This window comes from Micromonospora sp. NPDC005163, assembly GCF_053599835.1.
Map to the genome: position 1 here is coordinate 1 of NZ_JBSFYP010000014.1, position 16,864 is coordinate 16,864.

The 16,864-nt window shown below is 73.3% G+C and carries 14 protein-coding genes; 6 read left to right on the top strand and 8 right to left on the bottom strand.

Annotated elements, in window-relative coordinates:
- Positions 1 to 281: glutamine synthetase (locus ACWD6N_RS12340; RefSeq protein WP_354965114.1), on the bottom strand; the 281-nt coding region annotated here is incomplete at its 3' end.
- Positions 282 to 538: 257 nt separating this feature from the next.
- On the opposite strand from ACWD6N_RS12340, the gene ACWD6N_RS12345 reads away from it, so the two are divergent.
- Complete coding sequence (locus tag ACWD6N_RS12345; RefSeq protein WP_354965113.1) at positions 539 to 937, top strand: RDD family protein; 399 nt, start codon at positions 539 to 541, stop codon at positions 935 to 937.
- Between the two features lie 66 nt (positions 938 to 1,003).
- Here the strand turns inward: ACWD6N_RS12345 and ACWD6N_RS12350 are convergent, their stop codons facing one another.
- Positions 1,004 to 1,690: a DUF4191 domain-containing protein gene (locus tag ACWD6N_RS12350; protein ID WP_089019642.1), complete on the bottom strand. Its 687-nt coding sequence runs from the start codon at positions 1,688 to 1,690 to the stop codon at positions 1,004 to 1,006.
- A 207-nt stretch (positions 1,691 to 1,897) separates the two neighbouring features.
- Between ACWD6N_RS12350 and ACWD6N_RS12355 the strand changes: the two genes are divergently transcribed.
- Together ACWD6N_RS12355 and ACWD6N_RS12360 are read left to right on the top strand one after the other, a co-directional pair.
- Positions 1,898 to 2,068 carry a hypothetical protein gene (locus ACWD6N_RS12355; RefSeq protein WP_354965112.1) on the top strand — a complete coding sequence of 57 codons (171 nt, stop codon included), beginning with the start codon at positions 1,898 to 1,900 and terminating at the stop codon, positions 2,066 to 2,068.
- A gap of 110 nt (positions 2,069 to 2,178) precedes the next feature.
- A complete protein-coding gene (locus ACWD6N_RS12360) occupies positions 2,179 to 5,073 on the top strand; it encodes a helix-turn-helix transcriptional regulator (RefSeq protein WP_449939761.1) in 2,895 nt (964 codons plus the stop codon).
- A 27-nt stretch (positions 5,074 to 5,100) separates the two neighbouring features.
- On the opposite strand, the gene ACWD6N_RS12365 is transcribed toward ACWD6N_RS12360, so the two are convergent.
- Positions 5,101 to 6,678, bottom strand: coding sequence for a hypothetical protein (locus ACWD6N_RS12365; protein WP_387323818.1), 1,578 nt, complete (start codon positions 6,676 to 6,678; stop codon positions 5,101 to 5,103).
- A 165-nt stretch (positions 6,679 to 6,843) separates the two neighbouring features.
- Complete coding sequence (gene lipA / locus ACWD6N_RS12370) at positions 6,844 to 7,869, bottom strand: lipoyl synthase (RefSeq protein ID WP_354965109.1); 1,026 nt, start codon at positions 7,867 to 7,869, stop codon at positions 6,844 to 6,846.
- Between the two features lie 423 nt (positions 7,870 to 8,292).
- Between lipA and aspS the strand changes: the two genes are divergently transcribed.
- Positions 8,293 to 9,579, top strand: a complete 1,287-nt coding sequence (aspS, locus tag ACWD6N_RS12375) for an aspartate--tRNA(Asn) ligase (protein WP_354965108.1) — start codon at positions 8,293 to 8,295, stop codon at positions 9,577 to 9,579.
- A 39-nt stretch (positions 9,580 to 9,618) separates the two neighbouring features.
- On the opposite strand, the gene lipB is transcribed toward aspS, so the two are convergent.
- Entirely contained in the window at positions 9,619 to 10,260 is a 642-nt protein-coding gene (gene lipB / locus ACWD6N_RS12380) for a lipoyl(octanoyl) transferase LipB (protein WP_354965107.1), read from the bottom strand.
- 85 nt (positions 10,261 to 10,345) lie between these two features.
- On the bottom strand, positions 10,346 to 12,172 hold the full coding sequence (locus tag ACWD6N_RS12385; RefSeq protein ID WP_354965106.1) for a DUF2079 domain-containing protein: 1,827 nt from the start codon (positions 12,170 to 12,172) through the stop codon (positions 10,346 to 10,348).
- 234 nt (positions 12,173 to 12,406) lie between these two features.
- On the opposite strand from ACWD6N_RS12385, the gene ACWD6N_RS12390 reads away from it, so the two are divergent.
- Positions 12,407 to 13,624: an extracellular catalytic domain type 1 short-chain-length polyhydroxyalkanoate depolymerase gene (locus ACWD6N_RS12390; protein ID WP_354965105.1), complete on the top strand. Its 1,218-nt coding sequence runs from the start codon at positions 12,407 to 12,409 to the stop codon at positions 13,622 to 13,624.
- Between the two features lie 97 nt (positions 13,625 to 13,721).
- On the opposite strand, the gene ACWD6N_RS12395 is transcribed toward ACWD6N_RS12390, so the two are convergent.
- Positions 13,722 to 14,621, bottom strand: a complete 900-nt coding sequence (locus tag ACWD6N_RS12395) for a TIGR01777 family oxidoreductase (RefSeq protein ID WP_354965104.1) — start codon at positions 14,619 to 14,621, stop codon at positions 13,722 to 13,724.
- A gap of 320 nt (positions 14,622 to 14,941) precedes the next feature.
- Here ACWD6N_RS12395 and ACWD6N_RS12400 point away from each other — a divergent pair, with 320 nt between their 5' ends.
- Positions 14,942 to 15,784, top strand: coding sequence for an NmrA family NAD(P)-binding protein (locus ACWD6N_RS12400; RefSeq protein WP_354965103.1), 843 nt, complete (start codon positions 14,942 to 14,944; stop codon positions 15,782 to 15,784).
- Between the two features lie 30 nt (positions 15,785 to 15,814).
- Here the strand turns inward: ACWD6N_RS12400 and ACWD6N_RS12405 are convergent, their stop codons facing one another.
- Positions 15,815 to 16,813, bottom strand: a complete 999-nt coding sequence (locus ACWD6N_RS12405; RefSeq protein WP_354965102.1) for an aldo/keto reductase — start codon at positions 16,811 to 16,813, stop codon at positions 15,815 to 15,817.
- Between the last annotated feature and the right edge of the window lie 51 nt (positions 16,814 to 16,864).

Below are 16,864 nucleotides of genomic sequence, written 5' to 3' on the forward strand. Positions count from 1 at the left end.
ATGAAGAAGTTCAACGCGAGGGTTTTCTGCGCCCGGAACGGGTCGATGAACGCGGTGGCGACGTCCGGGAGCAGGAGCATGTCCGACTCGTGGATCGCCTGGAAACCGCGGATCGATGAGCCGTCGAACGCGAGGCCGTCGGTGAACAGGTCGTCGTTGACGGACTCCACCGGCAGGTTGAAGTGCTGCATCACACCGGGCAGGTCACAGAAACGAACGTCGACGAACTTCACGTCCTCGTTCTTGAGGTACCGCAGCAGTTCCTCGGAATTGGCGAACACACGTCCTCCTGGCACGTCCACGGGGTGGCTAGGCTCCTTGCGACGCTATGGCCAGGCGGTTGCCCGGCCGTGTCCCCGGTGTTTCTGCCGTGTTACGTCCCTCGCGGAGCGTCAGCGACGCTCCTATATCGCTCCCGGTCGGCCGCGAACGGTGTACCGGCGAGACCATTGTAATGACGTTTGATGTCATTGGCCCGATTTGGCGCGCGCGGTGGCACCCGGAAGCCCCGATCCCGACACGGATACCCTTGACCGCTGTGACCAACCCGCAGGCCCCGGCAGCGCCGGCCACCGACCCCACCTTCACCCCGCCGAGCCTTGGTCGACGGTTCGGGGCGCTGATCATCGACTGGGTGCTGTGCCTGCTGGTGGCCAACATCTTCGCCGACCCGGTGCACGACGGCTGGGCCCCCGTGCTGGTGCTGATCCTGCTGTACGCCTTCTTCCTCGGCCTGTTCGCCCAGACGCCAGGCATGTACATCACGAAGGTCCGCTGCGTGAACTGGCACGACGGCGGCCGGATCGGGCTGCTCCGTGGGCTGGCCCGGGGTCTGCTGCTGGCCCTCGTCGTCCCCGCGCTGATCATGGACGAGCACCGTCGCGGCCTGCACGACCGGCTCACCGACGCGGTCATCGTCGACGCCCCCCGCCGCTGACCGCCCACCCCAACGCGAAAGAGCCGGGCCCGCAGGGGTCCGGCTCTTCGGGGCGTACGCCAGGGGTCAGCGCCGCGACTGGCGGAAGGAGCCGCCCGGCGGTCGCATGTTCTTCGGGATCGCGCCCTTGGGCATCTGCGGCCGGGCCGTCAGCGCCTTGAGCCGCTTGTCCAGCGAGTTGACGTCCTTGCCGCTGAGCGCCCGGGGCAGCCGCAGCAGCGTCGTCCGCAGCTTGCGGATCGGCAGCTCGCCCTCCTCCTGCCCGATCACGTAGTCGTGCAGCGGGGCGGAGCCGATCACCTTGGCCAGCCGCCGCTTCTCCTGCCCGAGCAGGCCGCGCACCCGCTGCGGGTTGCCCTCGGCCAGCAGGATCACGCCGGGCCGGCCGATCACCAGGTGGACCATGTCCATCTGGGTGGTGGAGCTGACGGCCGGGGTCACCCGCCAGTCGCCGCGCATGTTCTCCATGATCTGCGCCGCCGCGCCGGGCTGCCCCTCGGCGGCGTTCATCATCGCCTTGTTGGACCGCAGATTCAGCACGATCAGCACCGCGAGCAGGGCGAACAGGATGCCCAGCGGCAGCCAGATCCAGCTCCAGAGGATGACCGCGACCACGGTGAGGGCGAGCGGGAGGAGCACCGCGGCGGCGACCAGCGGCGCGAACCACCGGTCCTGCTTGGCGGTGAACTGGAACACCATCCCGATCTGCTTCAGCCGCTGGCCGAACGAGACCTTCTCCTGGGGCTTTGCCATGCCGCAGAGTCTAGTGGGCGCCGCCCGCCCCGTTGATCCGCGTCCGGGTGCCGGTCGGCTGAGTACCTTACGTCGCCGTACGCCTCCGCGGCGGGCGCGTAAGGAGGCTGGCCCCGGAGAAGATCCGGCAGTGTGCCCATGCCCGGGTGGGGCCTTCGCGCGAAGAGTCATCAACAGCAAGATGACGACGCCACGAAGGAGCCCGAGATGTTCGGCAACGACGCAGATTTCCTGCTCGCCCTGCACCACAGCCACGCCGCCGAGCTGCGCGCCGAGGCGGCGACGGAACGACTCGCCCGGTCGATGTCCCGCCCCGGCAGGCGCAACTGGCTGGGCCGGCGCCAGCAGATCCGGCGTACCGGCGACGACCGCCGGTGAGCGCCACCGCCTTACCCGCCGCCGCGGCCACCCCGCCGCCGTCCCCGCCGCTCGGTCACCAGCCGGTCGGCGTGGCCGGCGGCGGGGCCCGTCATGGCATGCTCAACCCCGTGACCGTACGTGCCGCCAGCTCCGTCCTCGTCGGCCGCCAGCGCGAGATCGCCGCGCTGCGGGCCGCGCTGGCTCGGGCCCGGGCCGGGGAACCCAGCACCGTCCTGGTCGGTGGCGAGGCGGGCGTCGGCAAGACCCGGCTGCTGGAGGAGTTCGCGGGCTCGGCCACCGACGCCGGCGCGCGGGTGCTCGTCGGCCAGTGCCTGGAGCTGGGCGAGGCCGGCCTGCCGTTCGCACCGTTCGCCGCCGCGCTGCGCGCGGTGCTGCGCGCCGACGGCGCCGAGGTCTTCGCCGGATACGAGGCGGAGTTCGCCCGGCTCCTGCCGGAGCTGGGCCGGGTGTCCGCCGCGCTGGCCGCGCCGGCCGCCGCGCCGCTCACCGACGCGCCGCGCGGCTACCTGTTCGACCTGGTCGCTGAGCTGTTCCAACGACTCGCCGACGTCCGGCCGCTGGTGCTGGTGATCGAGGACCTGCACTGGGCGGACCGTTCCACCCGGGACCTGATCGGTTTTCTGGTCCGGGCCGCCCGGCCGGGCCGACTGCTGCTGGTCAGCACCTACCGCACCGACGAGCTGCAGCGCGGGCATCCGCTGCGCCCGTTCCTGGCCGAGCTGGACCGGGCCCGCGGCGTCGAGCGGGTCGAGCTGGGCCGGCTGGACCGCGACGGCACCGCCGCGATCCTCGCCGACCTCCTCGGCGCCGACCCGCCTCCCCGCGCCATCGACGACGTCCACGAGCGCACGCAGGGCAATCCGTTCTTCATCGAGGAGCTGACCGTCGCGGGCGACCCGATCGGCTGCGCCGCGCTACCCGAGACGCTGCGCGACCTGCTGCTGGCCCGGGTGGACCGACTTCCCGAGCCCGCCCAGCGGGTGCTGCGGATCGCCGCGGCCGGCGGCACCCGCTTCGCCCACCACCTGCTCGCCGAGGTCGCCGGGCTGCCCGAGGCCGAGCTGGAGGACGCGCTGCGCGCAGCTGTCGCCGCCCAGCTGGTGGTGGCTCGTGACGGCGACTACGAGTTCCGGCATGCGCTGGTCCGCGAGGCCGTGCACGACGAACTGCTGCCCGGTGAGCACGCCCGGCTGCACGCCCGGTTCGCCGCCGCGATCGAGGCCCAGCCGCACCTGGTCGCCGAGGGTCGGGCCCCGGCCGAGATCGCCCATCACTGGTACGCCGCGAACGACCACCCCCGGGCCCTGGTCACCGCACGGGCCGCCGCCTGCGCCGCCGCCGACCGGTACGCCTACGCCGAGCAGCGCCGGCTGCTGGAACGGGTGCTGGAGCTGTGGGAACTGGTGCCCGACGCCGCCGACCGGCTCGGCATGGACCACCTGGCACTGCTGGAGCAGACGTTGAACGCCGCGGTCACGGCGGGCGACTTCAGCCGCGCGATCACCCTGACCCGGGCCGGCCTGGACGAGGTGGACGCCGAAGCCGCGCCCCTGCGCGCCGCCCGCCTGCTGGACCAGCGGGGCCGACTGCTGGCCCTGCTCGGCAAGAGCGACGGCAGCAGCGAGCTGGGTGAGGCCTACCGGCTGGCGGCGGGCGGCCCGGCCGGCGTGGAGCGGGTCCAGCTGCTCGCCGACATCGCCGCCCACCTGATCAAGATCGACCCGCAGCAGGCGGCCCGGGTGGCCGCCGAGGCCGTCAGGGACGCCGAGGCCCTCGGCGAGTACGTGGCCCTGCTGCCCACGCGGATCGCCCTGCTCTGCCACGGCGACCGGGACCTGGAGCAGGGGCTTGCGGAGCTGCACGAGGCCGAGTCGGTCGCCCGCGCCGCCGGGGACGCGCCGGCCCTGGTGATCGCCATGGTGTACCGATCGGACGTGCTCTGCGAGCTGGGCCGCTACGCCGAGTCCGCGCAGGCGGCCGAGGCCGGCGTGGCCGAGGCGCGGCGGGTGGGGATCAGCCGTTCCACCGGGGCGTACCTGCTGAGCAACCGGGCCGAGGCGTTGATCGCGCTGGGCCGGTGGGACGAAGCGGAGGCGGTGTGCGCGGAGGCCGCCCGGATCGATCTGTCCGGCGTCACCGGGGTGCACTGGCTCCAACTGGGCGCCGGGCTGCGGCTGGCCCGCGCCCATCCGGGCGCCTACGAACTGGTCGACCGGGCGCTGGCCTTCCTCGGCCGGCCCTACCTGTGGCCGAGCCACCGGCTGCCCCTGCACGAGCTGGGGATCGAGTCGGCGTTGGCCGCCGACGACAAGGTCGAGGCGGTCCGGGCGGCCCGCGTCGCGCTGGCCGACCAGAGCCTGGCGCAGCTGCCCCGCGAGGGCTGGCCGGTGCTCAGCGCCGTCGCGCGTACCGCCGCCCGGGTCGAGGACCGGGAGTTGGCGGCCGCCGTCGCGGCGCTCGCCGCCGACCTGCCCGCTCGGCACCCGGCCGCGCGGGCGCACGCCGCCCAGGTCACCGCCCTGCTCGCGACCGCCGGGCGGGCGCTGCAGGCCTGGCGTACGGCGGTGGACGCGTGGCGGGCCGACGGGCAGCCGTACCCGCTGGGCCGGGCGTTGCTGGCGCTGGCCGAGGCGGCCGCCGCAGCCGGAGAGCGGGACGAGGTGGCGGCGGCGGTCACCGAGGCCACCGAGATCGCCCGGCGGCTGGGCGCGTCGCCGCTGACCGAGGCGGCCGCCACCCTGGCCCGCCGGGTCGGCCTGCGCGGGGCGGGCCAGGCGGGGCCCGGCGTCGACCTGCTGACCTCGCGGGAACGGGAGGTGCTGCGGCTGGTCGCCGAGGGGCACAGCAACAGCCGGATCGCCGAGCGGCTGTTCATCTCGCCGAAGACGGCCAGCGTCCACGTGTCCCGGATCATCGCCAAGCTGGGCGTGACCAACCGGGGGGAGGCCGCCGCTGTGGCCCACCGCCTCGGTCTACTCGCCGAGCCCGCCGCACCCCGCTGACGAGCGAGCCGGCGGTCGGCTCACCCCTCAGGTGCGCGGCAGGTAGACCCGCCAGCCGTCGAGCGTGACCAGGTCCAGGCTGTCCGGGGCGGCGCGCAGCCGGTCGTCGAGCCGGGCCGCCATCGGCGACCCGGTCGGCGCGACCCAGGCCGGCGCCGTCGCGCCCTCCACCTCCCGCCGGTACGCGGGGTAGCGGTCGAGGCCGGGGCGCAGCCTGTCGTCGACGACTGCGCAGACCACCTCCTCCGCGCTGGCGAAGGTGAGCCGGTTGCAGGTCCAGTAGCCGGCCCGCACCTGCCGTACGCCGAGATGGCGCAGGGTGGTCACCAGCTCGGCGTGCCGGGCCTCGGCGGCCCGGGTCGCCGGGGCGGTCTGCACCGACCGCCAGGTGGCGTGGGCGGCGGTGCCTACCGTGGCGGCGAGAACGACCAGCGCGACCGGCCGGGCGGCCGTCCACCGCCCCCCGCTCCGGGCCACGGTCCACACCGGCCAGAGCAGCGCCGGCAGGGAGATGAGCAGGCAGGACAGGTAGCGGGAACTCTCCACCGGGGTGAGCCCGGCTGCGCTGCTCACGGTGTACGCGCCGAGCGTGGCCACCGCGGCCAGCACCAGAGCCAGCCGCATGGCCGCCGCGGCCCGGGGCGACGGACCAGCGGTGGGCGGCCGACGCAGCACCCGCCAGGCGGTACCGGCGGCGACCGCCAGCAGCACCGGCAGGGCGAGCGCCCACCACAGCTGCCAGGTGGCGCACCGCCCCGGCGCGCAGAAGCCCATGCCCAGCGGTGGGCCGAGCAGCAGCCCGCCGTGCAGCCGCTCCACCCAGCCCGTGGTGGCGTCCGCGCTGCTGGCGGCGATCATCGCGCGCAGGGGGATCCGCCCGGTCAGCAGGCTGTGCGCCAGCAGCGGGGCCGCGCCCAGCACGGTGGCGGCCCCGAGCAGCACGCCGGCCGCTCCACGCAGTTCCCGGCGGCAGAACACGACAAGCACCCCGCCGGTGGCGAGGACGTACGCCAGCACCAGCGGGTCGACCCAGAGCATCAGGCCGGCCAGGAACCCCCACGCCGCCCAGCGCCGCAGCCGCCGACCCGGCCGTCCGGTGGCCAGATCCAGGGCGAGCAGGGCGAGCGCCACCCCGGCCGCGTTCATCTCGGGGTAGCCGCCGCCGGCGATCAACTGGTTCTTGACCACCCGATCGGAGCCGAGGGCGAGCATCGCCACCACCAGCAGCCCGAACCAGCGGTCCCCGGTCAGCCGCAGTGTCAGTCGCCAGGCCAGCAGCAGGAACACCGCGTACAGCGCCAGCGTGGGCAGCCGCAGGGCGAGCAGCGATGGCCCGCCGGTCAGGGCGAACACGGGTGCGGCCAGGTACGCCTCCAGCGTGCCCATGTACTGCTGGCCGTAGAACCAGACCGGGAAGCCCTCACCCCGGGCGATGTGCAGCGCGGCCAACCCCATGGTGGCCTCGTCGCTGTTCGTCGGCGGCGCGGCGTGGCCCAGCAGAGCGAGGCGATATCCGACACCCGCGACGACGGCGGGCACGGTCAGGATTTCAGGCAGCCACGAACGCCGGACGGGCTGCGACACCCGTTGCACAGACACCAACACCTGTACATAACGGGCGAATGTGGCAATTGGCGCGCAACCGCCAGTGTTCGGCGGTAGCCGTCAGCCGATCAGGGCATTCGAGTGCCGGCGCTCTCCGGCACGGCGTGGGCTGGCGGGTCGCCGCAGCTCAGCCCGGCGGCGGCGGCCCCGGGCGTCGGGTGCGGGTCAGCCGGCGGTGCCGACCGGGGCGGCGGCGCGGGCGTCGAGAGCCTGCCGGTAGAGCCGGCCGGCGCGGTACGACGAGCGCACCAGCGGCCCGCTCATTACCCCGGCGAAGCCGATCTCCTCGGCCTCCTCGCGCAGCTCCACGAACTCCTCCGGCTTGACCCAGCGGGTCACCGGGTGGTGCCGGGGCGAGGGGCGCAGGTACTGCGTGATGGTGATCAGCTCGCAGCCGGCCTCGTGCAGGTCGCGCAGCGCCTGCGAGACCTCGGCCCGCTCCTCGCCCATACCCAGGATCAGGTTGCTCTTGGTGACCAGGCCGTCGGCGCGGGCCTGCCGGATCACGTCCAGCGAGCGGTCGTAGCGGAACGCGGGGCGGATCCGCTTGAAGATGCGCGGCACCGTCTCCACGTTGTGCGCCAGCACCTCCGGGCGGGAGCCGAAGACCTCGGCCAGCTGCTCGGGGACGGCGTTGAAGTCCGGGATCAGCAGCTCGACGCCGCAGCCCGGCTGAAGGGCGTGGATCTGCCGGACGGTCTCGGCGTACAGCCAGGCGCCGCCGTCGGGCAGGTCGTCGCGGGCGACGCCGGTGATGGTGGCGTAGCGCAGCCCCATGGACACCACCGACTCGGCGACCCGGCGGGGCTCGTCGGCGTCGAACTCGGCTGGCTTGCCGGTGTCGATCTGGCAGAAGTCGCAGCGCCGGGTGCACTGGTCGCCACCGATCAGGAAGGTGGCCTCGCGGTCTTCCCAACACTCGTAGATGTTGGGGCAGCCGGCCTCCTGGCAGACGGTGTGCAGCCCCTCGCGTGAGACGAGCCCGCGCAGCTGGGTGTACTCCGGCCCCATCTTGGCCTTGACCTTGATCCATGGCGGTTTGCGCTCGATCGGGGTCTCGGCGTTGCGCGCCTCGATCCGCAGCAGACGCCGCCCCTCGGGGGCGGCCGTTGCGGTGCGCGCTGCCTGGCCGGTCGTCGGCGCGGAGTGCTCGATCGTCACGAAAACGAGCCTACGCCCGACGGCCGCCATCTATGTGCGTCGGGCGACCGGCGTCACGCCGTGGATGTTGTGACGCCGGACACCGACGGCTCGAAATCGGCGTCACAGCCGCAGGGATCGGGTGTTACCGTCACCGCCAACAGCGATGACGGAGCCGAGTAGCGCCCGACCCGCCAGTGCAGAGAGCCGCCGGTGCTGAGAGGCGGTCTGGCGCCGGTGCGCGAAGACCCTCCCGAGCTGCGGGAAGAACGGTTGCGGGTCACCCCGTGCCCAGTAGAGCCCGCCCGGCTGGCCCCGGTCATCAGGCGACGAACGAGGCCCCCGCTCCGGCGGGGGCGAAGGTGTGGTGGCACCGCGAGGTTCCCGCTCGCCCACACCTCCCTGGGGCTGATGCGACGCTTTCGCCACCCCAGGGCGGCGACGGCGTGGCGATCGACCGAGGAGCAGCCCGCCATGCAACGAACCCTGTCCCACCAACTGCCCGCCCAGGTCGGCGCGACCGTGCGGATCGCCGGCTGGGTGCACCGCCGCCGAATGCTCAAGTCGGTGGCCTTCCTGATCGTGCGCGACGCCACCGGCCTGGCGCAGGTCGTCGTCACCGACCCGGCCGTCCGCGCCGAGCTGGAGAAACTCACCGAGGAGACGATCGTCGAGGTCACCGCGACGGCCACCGCGAACGACACCGCGCCCGCCGGGGTCGAGCTGACCGACCCGACGGTACGTCCGCTCGGCCCGCCCGCAGTGCCGCCGCCGTTCGACCTGTACCGGCCGGCGCTCACCGCGAGCCTGCCCACCCAGCTCGACAACGCGCCGACCGCGCTGCGCCACCCCACCCGATCCGCGGCACTGCGGATCTCGGCGGCGTCGGTGGCCGGGTTCCGTGCCGCGCTCGACGGCCGGGACTTCGTGGAGGTCCACACGCCGAAGGTGGTCAGCTCCTCCACGGAGAGCGGGGCGAACGTGTTCGCGCTGGACTGGTTCGGCCGGCCCGCGTACCTGGCCCAGTCGCCGCAGTTCTACAAGCAGCTGATGGTCGGCGTCTTCGAACGGGTCTACGAGGTGGGGCCGGTCTTCCGGGCGGAACCGCACGACACCGTCCGGCACCTGGCGCAGTACACGTCGCTCGACGTGGAGCTGGGCTTCGTCGCCGACCACCGTGACGTGATGGTCGTGCTGCGGGACACCCTGGCCGGGATGCTGGGCACGGTGTGCGAGCGGGCCGCAGGCGCACTGGCCACGCTCGGCGTCGAGGTGCCGGCCGTGCCGGCGCAGATCCCGGCGGTGCACTTCACCGAGGCGCTGGCGATCGCCGGCGCGCCCGCCGACGAGCCGGACCTCGCGCCCGCCCACGAGCGGGCGTTGGGGGAGTGGGCCCGCCGCGAGCACGGGTCGGACTTCCTCTTCGTCACCGGCTACCCGATGGCGAAGCGGCCGTTCTACACCCACCCCGACCCCGCGCGGCCGGCGTACTCGAACGGCTTCGACCTGCTCTTCCGGGGCCTGGAGCTGGTCACCGGCGGGCAGCGGCTACACCGGCACGCCGACTACCTGGCGGCGCTGGCGGCGCGGGGGGAGCCGGTCGAGCCGTACGCCGGCTACCTGGACGCGTTCCGGCACGGCATGCCACCACACGGCGGGTTCGCCATCGGCCTGGAGCGCTTCGTGGCCCGCCTGGTCCGCGCGGCGAACATCCGGGAGGTCACCGCGTTCCCACGCGACCTGCACCGCCTGACGCCGTGAGCGCAGCGGCCCCCGGCGCCACCGCCGGGGGCCCGCTGCTCAGACCTCGACCAGGGTGGACAGCCGGCGCTCGACGACCGGGAGCACGTCGGCGACGGTGATCGGGCGGCCCAGCTCGGCGGTGAGCGAGGTGACGCCGGCGTCAGGGATGCCGCACGGCACGATCCGGTCGAAGTACGTCAGGTCGCAGTCGCAGTTGATCGAGAAGCCGTGCAGGGTGACGCCCCGGGCGACCCGGATGCCGATGGCGGCCACCTTGCGGGCCGGCCCCCGGTCGTCCTCGGGCACCCAGACCCCGCTGCGCCCCTCGACCCGACCGGCGGTCAGCCCGAACTCGGCGCACACGTCGATCAGCAGTTCCTCGGTGCGGCGTACGTAGGCGACCACGTCCACCGGGTCGGGCAGCCGGAGAATCGGGTAGCCGACGAGCTGCCCCGGCCCGTGCCAGGTGATCTTGCCGCCGCGATCCACGTCGACGACCGGGGTGCCGTCCACCGGCCGGTCCCACGGCTCGGTGCGCTTGCCCGCGGTGTAGACGCTCGGGTGCTCCAGCAGCAGCACGGTGTCGCCGCGCTCGCCGGCCACCACCGCCTCGTGCAGGCGGCGCTGCTCGTCCCAGGCGGCCTGGTACTCGAGCAGGCCGGCGCGGACGGCCGTCAGGCCGGAGGTCGTCGTCGTCACGCCCCTCAGCCTAGTCCCGTGACCGGCGATGATCGCTGGTGAGCCGCCTCACCAGGACGGCGGCGGCGGAGGAGGGCGACGGCGGTCAGGCCGGTCGGATGCGCCAGACCCAGACGTCGTCGACCCGTTGCGGTTCGCCGAACAGGGCGTTGGCGGTGCGCCGGACCGCCTCCTCGTCGACGTCGAACTTCGCGCCGTGTACCCGGTCGGGAAGGACGACCGTCTCGATCCGCCAGTGCTGCAGGTCGGCGCGGACATCCCGCAGGGTGCCGTCGGTGATGATCGGCACCAGCCCGGTCCGCCCGGCCTGGTCCATCAGGGCGCTCAGGGTGCGGGGCACCGGTCCGATCCGGCCGCGACCGTCCGGGCCACCGGGGCCGAGGAAGAAGCCGCCCGGAATGGCGAACTCACCCTGCCGATGGGACAGCGCGTACGCCTGCCAGCGCTGCCCGTCGGGGTAGATGTCCACGGTCAGTGGCACCGGCGTGAGCACTCCGCCGGGCGAGACGTACTCCCGCCAGGTGCCGGTCGTGATGAACTGCGGGACGGGCTCCCGCTCGTGGGTCAGCAGCGGGGTGGGCAGCAGCGGCAGCAAAGCCGCGGCGAAGCCGATCGACCAGGCCAGCTCCGCGTAGCGGTGCCGGGGCGGATCGTGCCGCAGTTGGTCGATGGCGTACGCCAACAGCACCCCGATCACCGGCGCGACCACCAGGGCCAGCCGGGCGGGCAGTGCGGCGTTCACCACCGGCAGTTGCCCGAACAGGTCGAACGGCATCGGCAGGTCGGTGCGCCGGCCATCGACCTTCGCCACCGGCCCGAAGGAGAGCACGGTGAAGAGCACCGCGGTGGCGCCCAGCGCCCAGAGGGTGGCCCGGCGGGCGGAATCGGCGCGTCGCCAGAGCGCGACGAAGCAGACCACGGTGAGCACCAGCAGGGGGATGCCGAAGAACGAGTTCTCCTCGGTCGGGTTCGGCGCCAGCGCGGTGCCCAGCCCGGCCTCACCGGCCAGCGAGCGGCGCGGGAACGCGGCGAACGCGGCGATGTCCTCGGAGTGGATCAGCGGGTCGAAGCCGGTGCCGTGGAACCGCTGCGGCCCGGCGAAGTGCAGCCACAGCGGGTACGACAGCAGCACGCCCGCCACCACCGCGGTTACCCCGAGCCCGCGCAGGAAGGTGGGCAGCACGGCTCGGGCTTCGGCGCGGTGGGCCGGGTGCAGCGCCCAGACGGCGACGAACACGCCGAGCGCGAGCGCTGCGAAGAACAGCCCCTCGGCGGCGATCGAGAAGGCCACCGCGACCAGGACGCCGAGGATCACCCCGTCCCGGAGCCAGCGCCCCGGGCGGCGCAGCGCGAACAGCCGCCAGACCAGCAGTGGCACCAGCCAGCCGGCGCTCCAGTTCAGGTGGGCGTTGGCGTGCGAGACCATGCCGGGGGAGTAGGCGATGAACAGGGCGCCGACCCCGGCGGCCAGCCGGCTGCGGACCAGGTGCCGGGAGAGCAGCCAGTACCAGGCCAGCGCGGTGGCGAGCAGGTTGAGGGTGAGGATCACCAGGAAGGTCGCCGGCGGCCCGATCAGGTACGTGAGCGGGGCGAAGACGACGGCGTACACCGTGATCGAGGTGTTGACCGCGAGGTTGACCCCGTCCGGGACGTTGATCAGGTACGTGAAGAACGGGTTCTCCCCGTGCGTCACCGCGTGCCCGCCGAAGGCGAGCAGCCACTCGAAGAGCGCCTGGTCGCTGGAGTTGACGGTGATGGTGCGCACGTTCGGGTCCCGCCACAGCCCACTGGTCACCCAGACGGCGAGCGCGAGCGCCACCAGCACGACGATCAGGTCGGCCCGGCGGTCGCGGGCGGCGCGAGGTGGTGACGCGGGTGCGGGCCCGGTGGCCAGCGACGGGGAGGACGGCACGCAGCGGACGTTACCAACCGGACCTGGACGGGCCGGTCATACATGCAAGGAGGGGACCCTTGTTATCGCCTGAGGTAGAGGAGGGGGCCCTTCCTAGCGGCTGGATCGTCCGGCGTACACAGTGGCCCCCGTGAATGTGTGACTGTGGCCCATGTCATAGCGGCGACACGCCGACGTAACGTTCCGGCAATTCGACCGTGACCCAGTTCACAGTCCGCCCGTCAGGAGGCCGCTGTGCGCCGCTCCTCGTCCACCCTCACCCGGCTGATCGGTGCGGTCGCCGGGCTCGTCCTCGCCGTCGCCGGTGCGGTCGCCCTCGCCACGCCCGCCCAGGCGGCCAGCCTGACCCAGGTCACCGGCTTCGGGTCCAACCCCGGCAACCTCGCCATGTACGCCTACCGTCCGGACAACCTGCCGGCCAACTCCCCGGCCGTGGTGCTGCTGCACGGCTGCACCCAGAACGCCTCCGGCTACTTCTCCAACTCCGGCTGGCAGAAGTACGCCGACCAGTGGAAGTTCGCCCTGATCGTTCCCCAGCAACCGTCGGGCAACAACGCCAACAGCTGCTTCAACTGGTTCGAGCCGGGGGACACCGCCCGAGGTCAGGGCGAGGCGCTGTCGATCAAGCAGATGGTCGACCACGCCAAGGCGAACTTCGGGGTGGACGGGGCCCGGGTCTTCGTCAGCGGCCTTTCCGCGGGCGCGGCGATGAGCTCGGTCATGCTCGCCACCTACCCGGACGTCTTCGCCGCCGGGTCAATCATCGCCGGCATCCCGTACCGCTGCGCCACCAGCATGGTCAACGCGTTCAGCTGCATGAACCCGGGCGCGGACAAGACCCCGGCCGCCTGGGGCGACCTCGTCCGCGGCGCGTACCCCGGCTACAGCGGCCGGCGGCCCCGGGTGGCCATCTGGCACGGCACCTCGGACACGACGGTCGCGCCGCTCAACGGCGCGGAGTCCCGTGACCAGTGGACGAACGTGCGGGGGGTTTCGCAGACCCCGAGCAGCACGTCGTCGCTGCCCGGCGGCACCAGCCTGGAGGTGTACGGCAACGACGACGTGCGGCTCTACCGGGTCTCCGGGATGGGCCACGGCACTCCGGTCGACCCGGGCTCCGGCGCCGAGCAGTGCGGCAGCACCGCCGCGTACTTCCTGGACACCATCTGCTCGACGTACCGCGACGCGGTCTTCTTCGGGCTCGGCGGTGGCGGCACCACCCCGACCCCGACCCCGACGGCCACCCCGACGCCGACGCCGACCCCCACCCCGACCACGCCGCCGACCTGCGTGACCGCCAGCAACTACGCGCACGTCAGCGCCGGTCGGGCGTACCAGTCCGGCGGCTACGCCTACGCGAACGGCTCCAACCAGCGGATGGGCCTCTACAACACCTTCTACACCAGCGCCCTCAAGCAGACCGCCCCCAACTACTGGGTGATCGGCTGTTGACCCCGCCCCCCACCCGCTGACCCCGTCGATCATGAAGTTATTGCCACGACACGCCGAGGCGGCTGGCAATAACTTCATGATCGACGCGCGGTGGGGGTTACTCGGTGAGCGCGGCGCGCAGGGCGCTGGGCAGGTCGGGGTGGTGGTAGGTGAAGCCGGCACGGGTCAGCACGGCCGGCAGGACGCGGGTGCTGGTGAGGGCCTCGTGGGCGAAGCCGCCGAGCACCACCTTCAGCGCCAGCGCCGGGATGGGCATGATCGCTGGGCGGTGCAGCTGCCGGGCGAGCTCCCGGGTGAACTCCGCGTTGGTCGCGGGGGCCGGGCCGACCATGTTGACCGGTCCGGCGATGTCATCGGAGTCGAGCAGGAAGAGGGCCGCCCGCAGCCAGTCGGCCATCGAGATCCAGGGCCACCACTGCCGGCCGCCGCCCAGTGGGCCGGAGACACCCAGCCGCATCGGCAGCAGCTGCGGTTTCAGCATCCCGCCGTCGCGGTGCAGCGGCAGGCCGACGCGCAGCCGTACCACGCGTACCCCGGCATCCTCCGCCGGCCGGGTCGCGGCCTCCCAGACCCGGCAGACGTCGGCCAGGAAGCCGTCGCCGGCCGGCGCGTCCTCCTCGACCACGCGGTCGCCGGTGTTGCCGTACCAACCCACGGCCGAGGAGTTGAGCAACACCCGGGGCCGATCGGCGGCGGGCAGGTCGGCGAGGGTGGTCGCCAGCGTGGTGGTGCTGTCCACCCTGCTGGTGCGGATCAACCGCCGGTAGTCGTCGTTCCAACGCTTGTCCCCGACGCCCGCGCCGGCCAGGTTGACCACGGCGTCCGACCCGGCGACCGCGGCCGGGTCGAGCTGCCCGGCGGCGGGGTCCCACCGTCGCTCCTGCGGATCGCGCGGCGGCCGACGGACCAGCCGGGTGACCTGGTGCCCGTCGGCCGCGAGTCGGGCAACCAGCCGGGTGCCGAGGAAGCCGGACGCGCCGGCCAGAAGGATCCGCATGCCCACATCTTCGCCCAGAATGCCGCCGGCGGATGCGTGGGGCGGCCGACGTCACCGGCTGCGGAGCGCCCCCGGCGAAGAAATCTGCGCGGTTCCCGCCGCCGGTAGGGAAAACTCAGGTCAGCGGGCGTTTCAGGCGTCGAAAAAAGCTGCGGCGCACATTCTGCGCCGGACACGTCTCCGCAGGTCAGAGCGAACGTGAATGCGGTGTTCATGATTGCTCTCGGGCGCGTACTCGGTCGACCATGAGTCATCCGAATGCGCCCCCGATAGGGGGTCGTCGCACCATGCCCGCCGTCGGGCGACCGTGAGGAGGAACCATGCCGATCCTGGTGACCGGAGCGACCGGGACCGTCGGAGGCAGCCTGGTCCGGCAACTGGTGGCCGCCGGCCACGACGTACGCGCGCTGACCCGCAACCCGGCGACCGCCGCACTGCCCCCCGGCGTGGAGGTGGTGGCGGGTGACTTCGCGCGGCCGCACACGCTGGCCCCGGCGCTGCGCGGCGTGACGCGCATGCACCTGGTCGCGATGGACGGGTACGGGCCGCTGACCACCGGTGCGGAGATCCTGGAGCTGGCCCGGCAGGCCGGCGTCCGCCGGGTCACCCACCTCGGCCACAACGATCCGAGCCGGGCGGACGACGACCCGATCGAGGCGCCCCACCGTCCCCTGCACCGGGCCATCGAGAACTCGGGCCTGGAGTGGACGCACGTCTTCCCCGGCGAGTTCATGGCGAACACCCGGGACTGGGCAGCCGGCATCCGGGCCGAGGGGGTGGTGCGGGCGCCGTTCGGGGACTGGAACAGCGCGCTGGTCCACGAGGCGGACATCGCCGCGGTCATCCTGGTGGCACTCACCGAGGACGGCCACTCCGGGCGGGTGTACCAGCCGACCGGGCCGGAGCCGGTCCGCCGCCGGGACGCGGTTCGGATGATCAGTGACGCGATCGGCCGTCCGGTGCGGCTCGACGAGCTGACCCCGGCGCAGGCCCGCGAGCACTGGAAGGACCACTACCCCGCCGAGGTGATCGAGTGGTTCCTGGAGATGGGGCGGTATCCCGACGGCAACGGCTGGGTCGCCCCGGACGTCGAGCAGGTGACCGGACGCCCCGGGCGCACGTTCCGGCAGTGGGCCGCCGAGCACGCGGACGACTTCCGCTGACGGCGCCCGGGGCGGGGACCGACCCGATGGTCAGGCCGCGTGGGCCGGACGCAGGTCTGCCAGCAGCCGCTCCACCTCGGTGTACGCCTCGACGCTCAGCGGGCCGAGCGCCAGGGTGGCCAGGTTCTCCTCGGCCTGCGCCACCGTGCGCAGACCGGGGATGGGCACCGTACGCGGGCTGCGGGCCAGCAGCCAGCCGAGCGCTCCCTGGGCCAGGGTGCGCCCGTCGGCGGTGAGCGCCGCGCGGACCTGGTCGACCCGGGCCGCCCAGCGCGGCGTCGGCCGTCCGTCGGTGAACCACTGCAGCCACTCGGGCGCCCGGCCACGTACGTCGTCCGCGCCGACCGCCCGCGTCGATCCGGTGAGCAGGCCCATCGCCAGCGGGCCGCGGTTGAGGCTGGCCAGGTCGTGGCTGTCGCAGACCGCCAGGACGGCCGCGTTGTCCCGCAGCACCGACTCGTCGTGCTGGATGGCGGCGCAGTGCACGCCCGCCGCCGCGAACGCCTCCGCCGAGGCCGGGTCGTCGGTGCTCCAGCCGTACGCCCGGATCTTGCCCTGGGCGACCAGGTCCTCCAGGGTGTCGATCAGGTCGAGCGCGGCGGGCACCGGCAGCTCGTTGATGTGCAGCTGGTAGAGGTCGACGTGGTCGGTGCCGAGCCGGCGCAGCGAATCCTCCAGGCTGCGCACCGCGAAGGCCGGGCTGGCGTCGGTGCCGAGCGCCCGGCGGGTGGCCTCCTCGCTGACGTTGCCGAACTTCGTGGCGATCACCGCGCCGTCCCGGCGACCGGCCAGGGCCCGGCCGAGGATCCGCTCGCTGTGCCCGGCGCCGTAGTTGCTGGCCGTGTCGAACAGGGTCACCCCGAGGTCGAGCGCGCGGTGGATGGTGCGGATCGACTCGTCGTCGTCCACCTCGCCCCAGCCGAACGGCTGCCCACCGTCGCCCCAGAGCGGGCCGCCGATCGCCCAGCACCCCATCCCGATCGCGCTCACCTCGATGCCGCTGCGTCCGAGCTTCCGTGTCGTCGTCATGCGCCCCAGCCTCCAACCTGGAGTGCGCTCCAGGTCAACCACTACCATCTC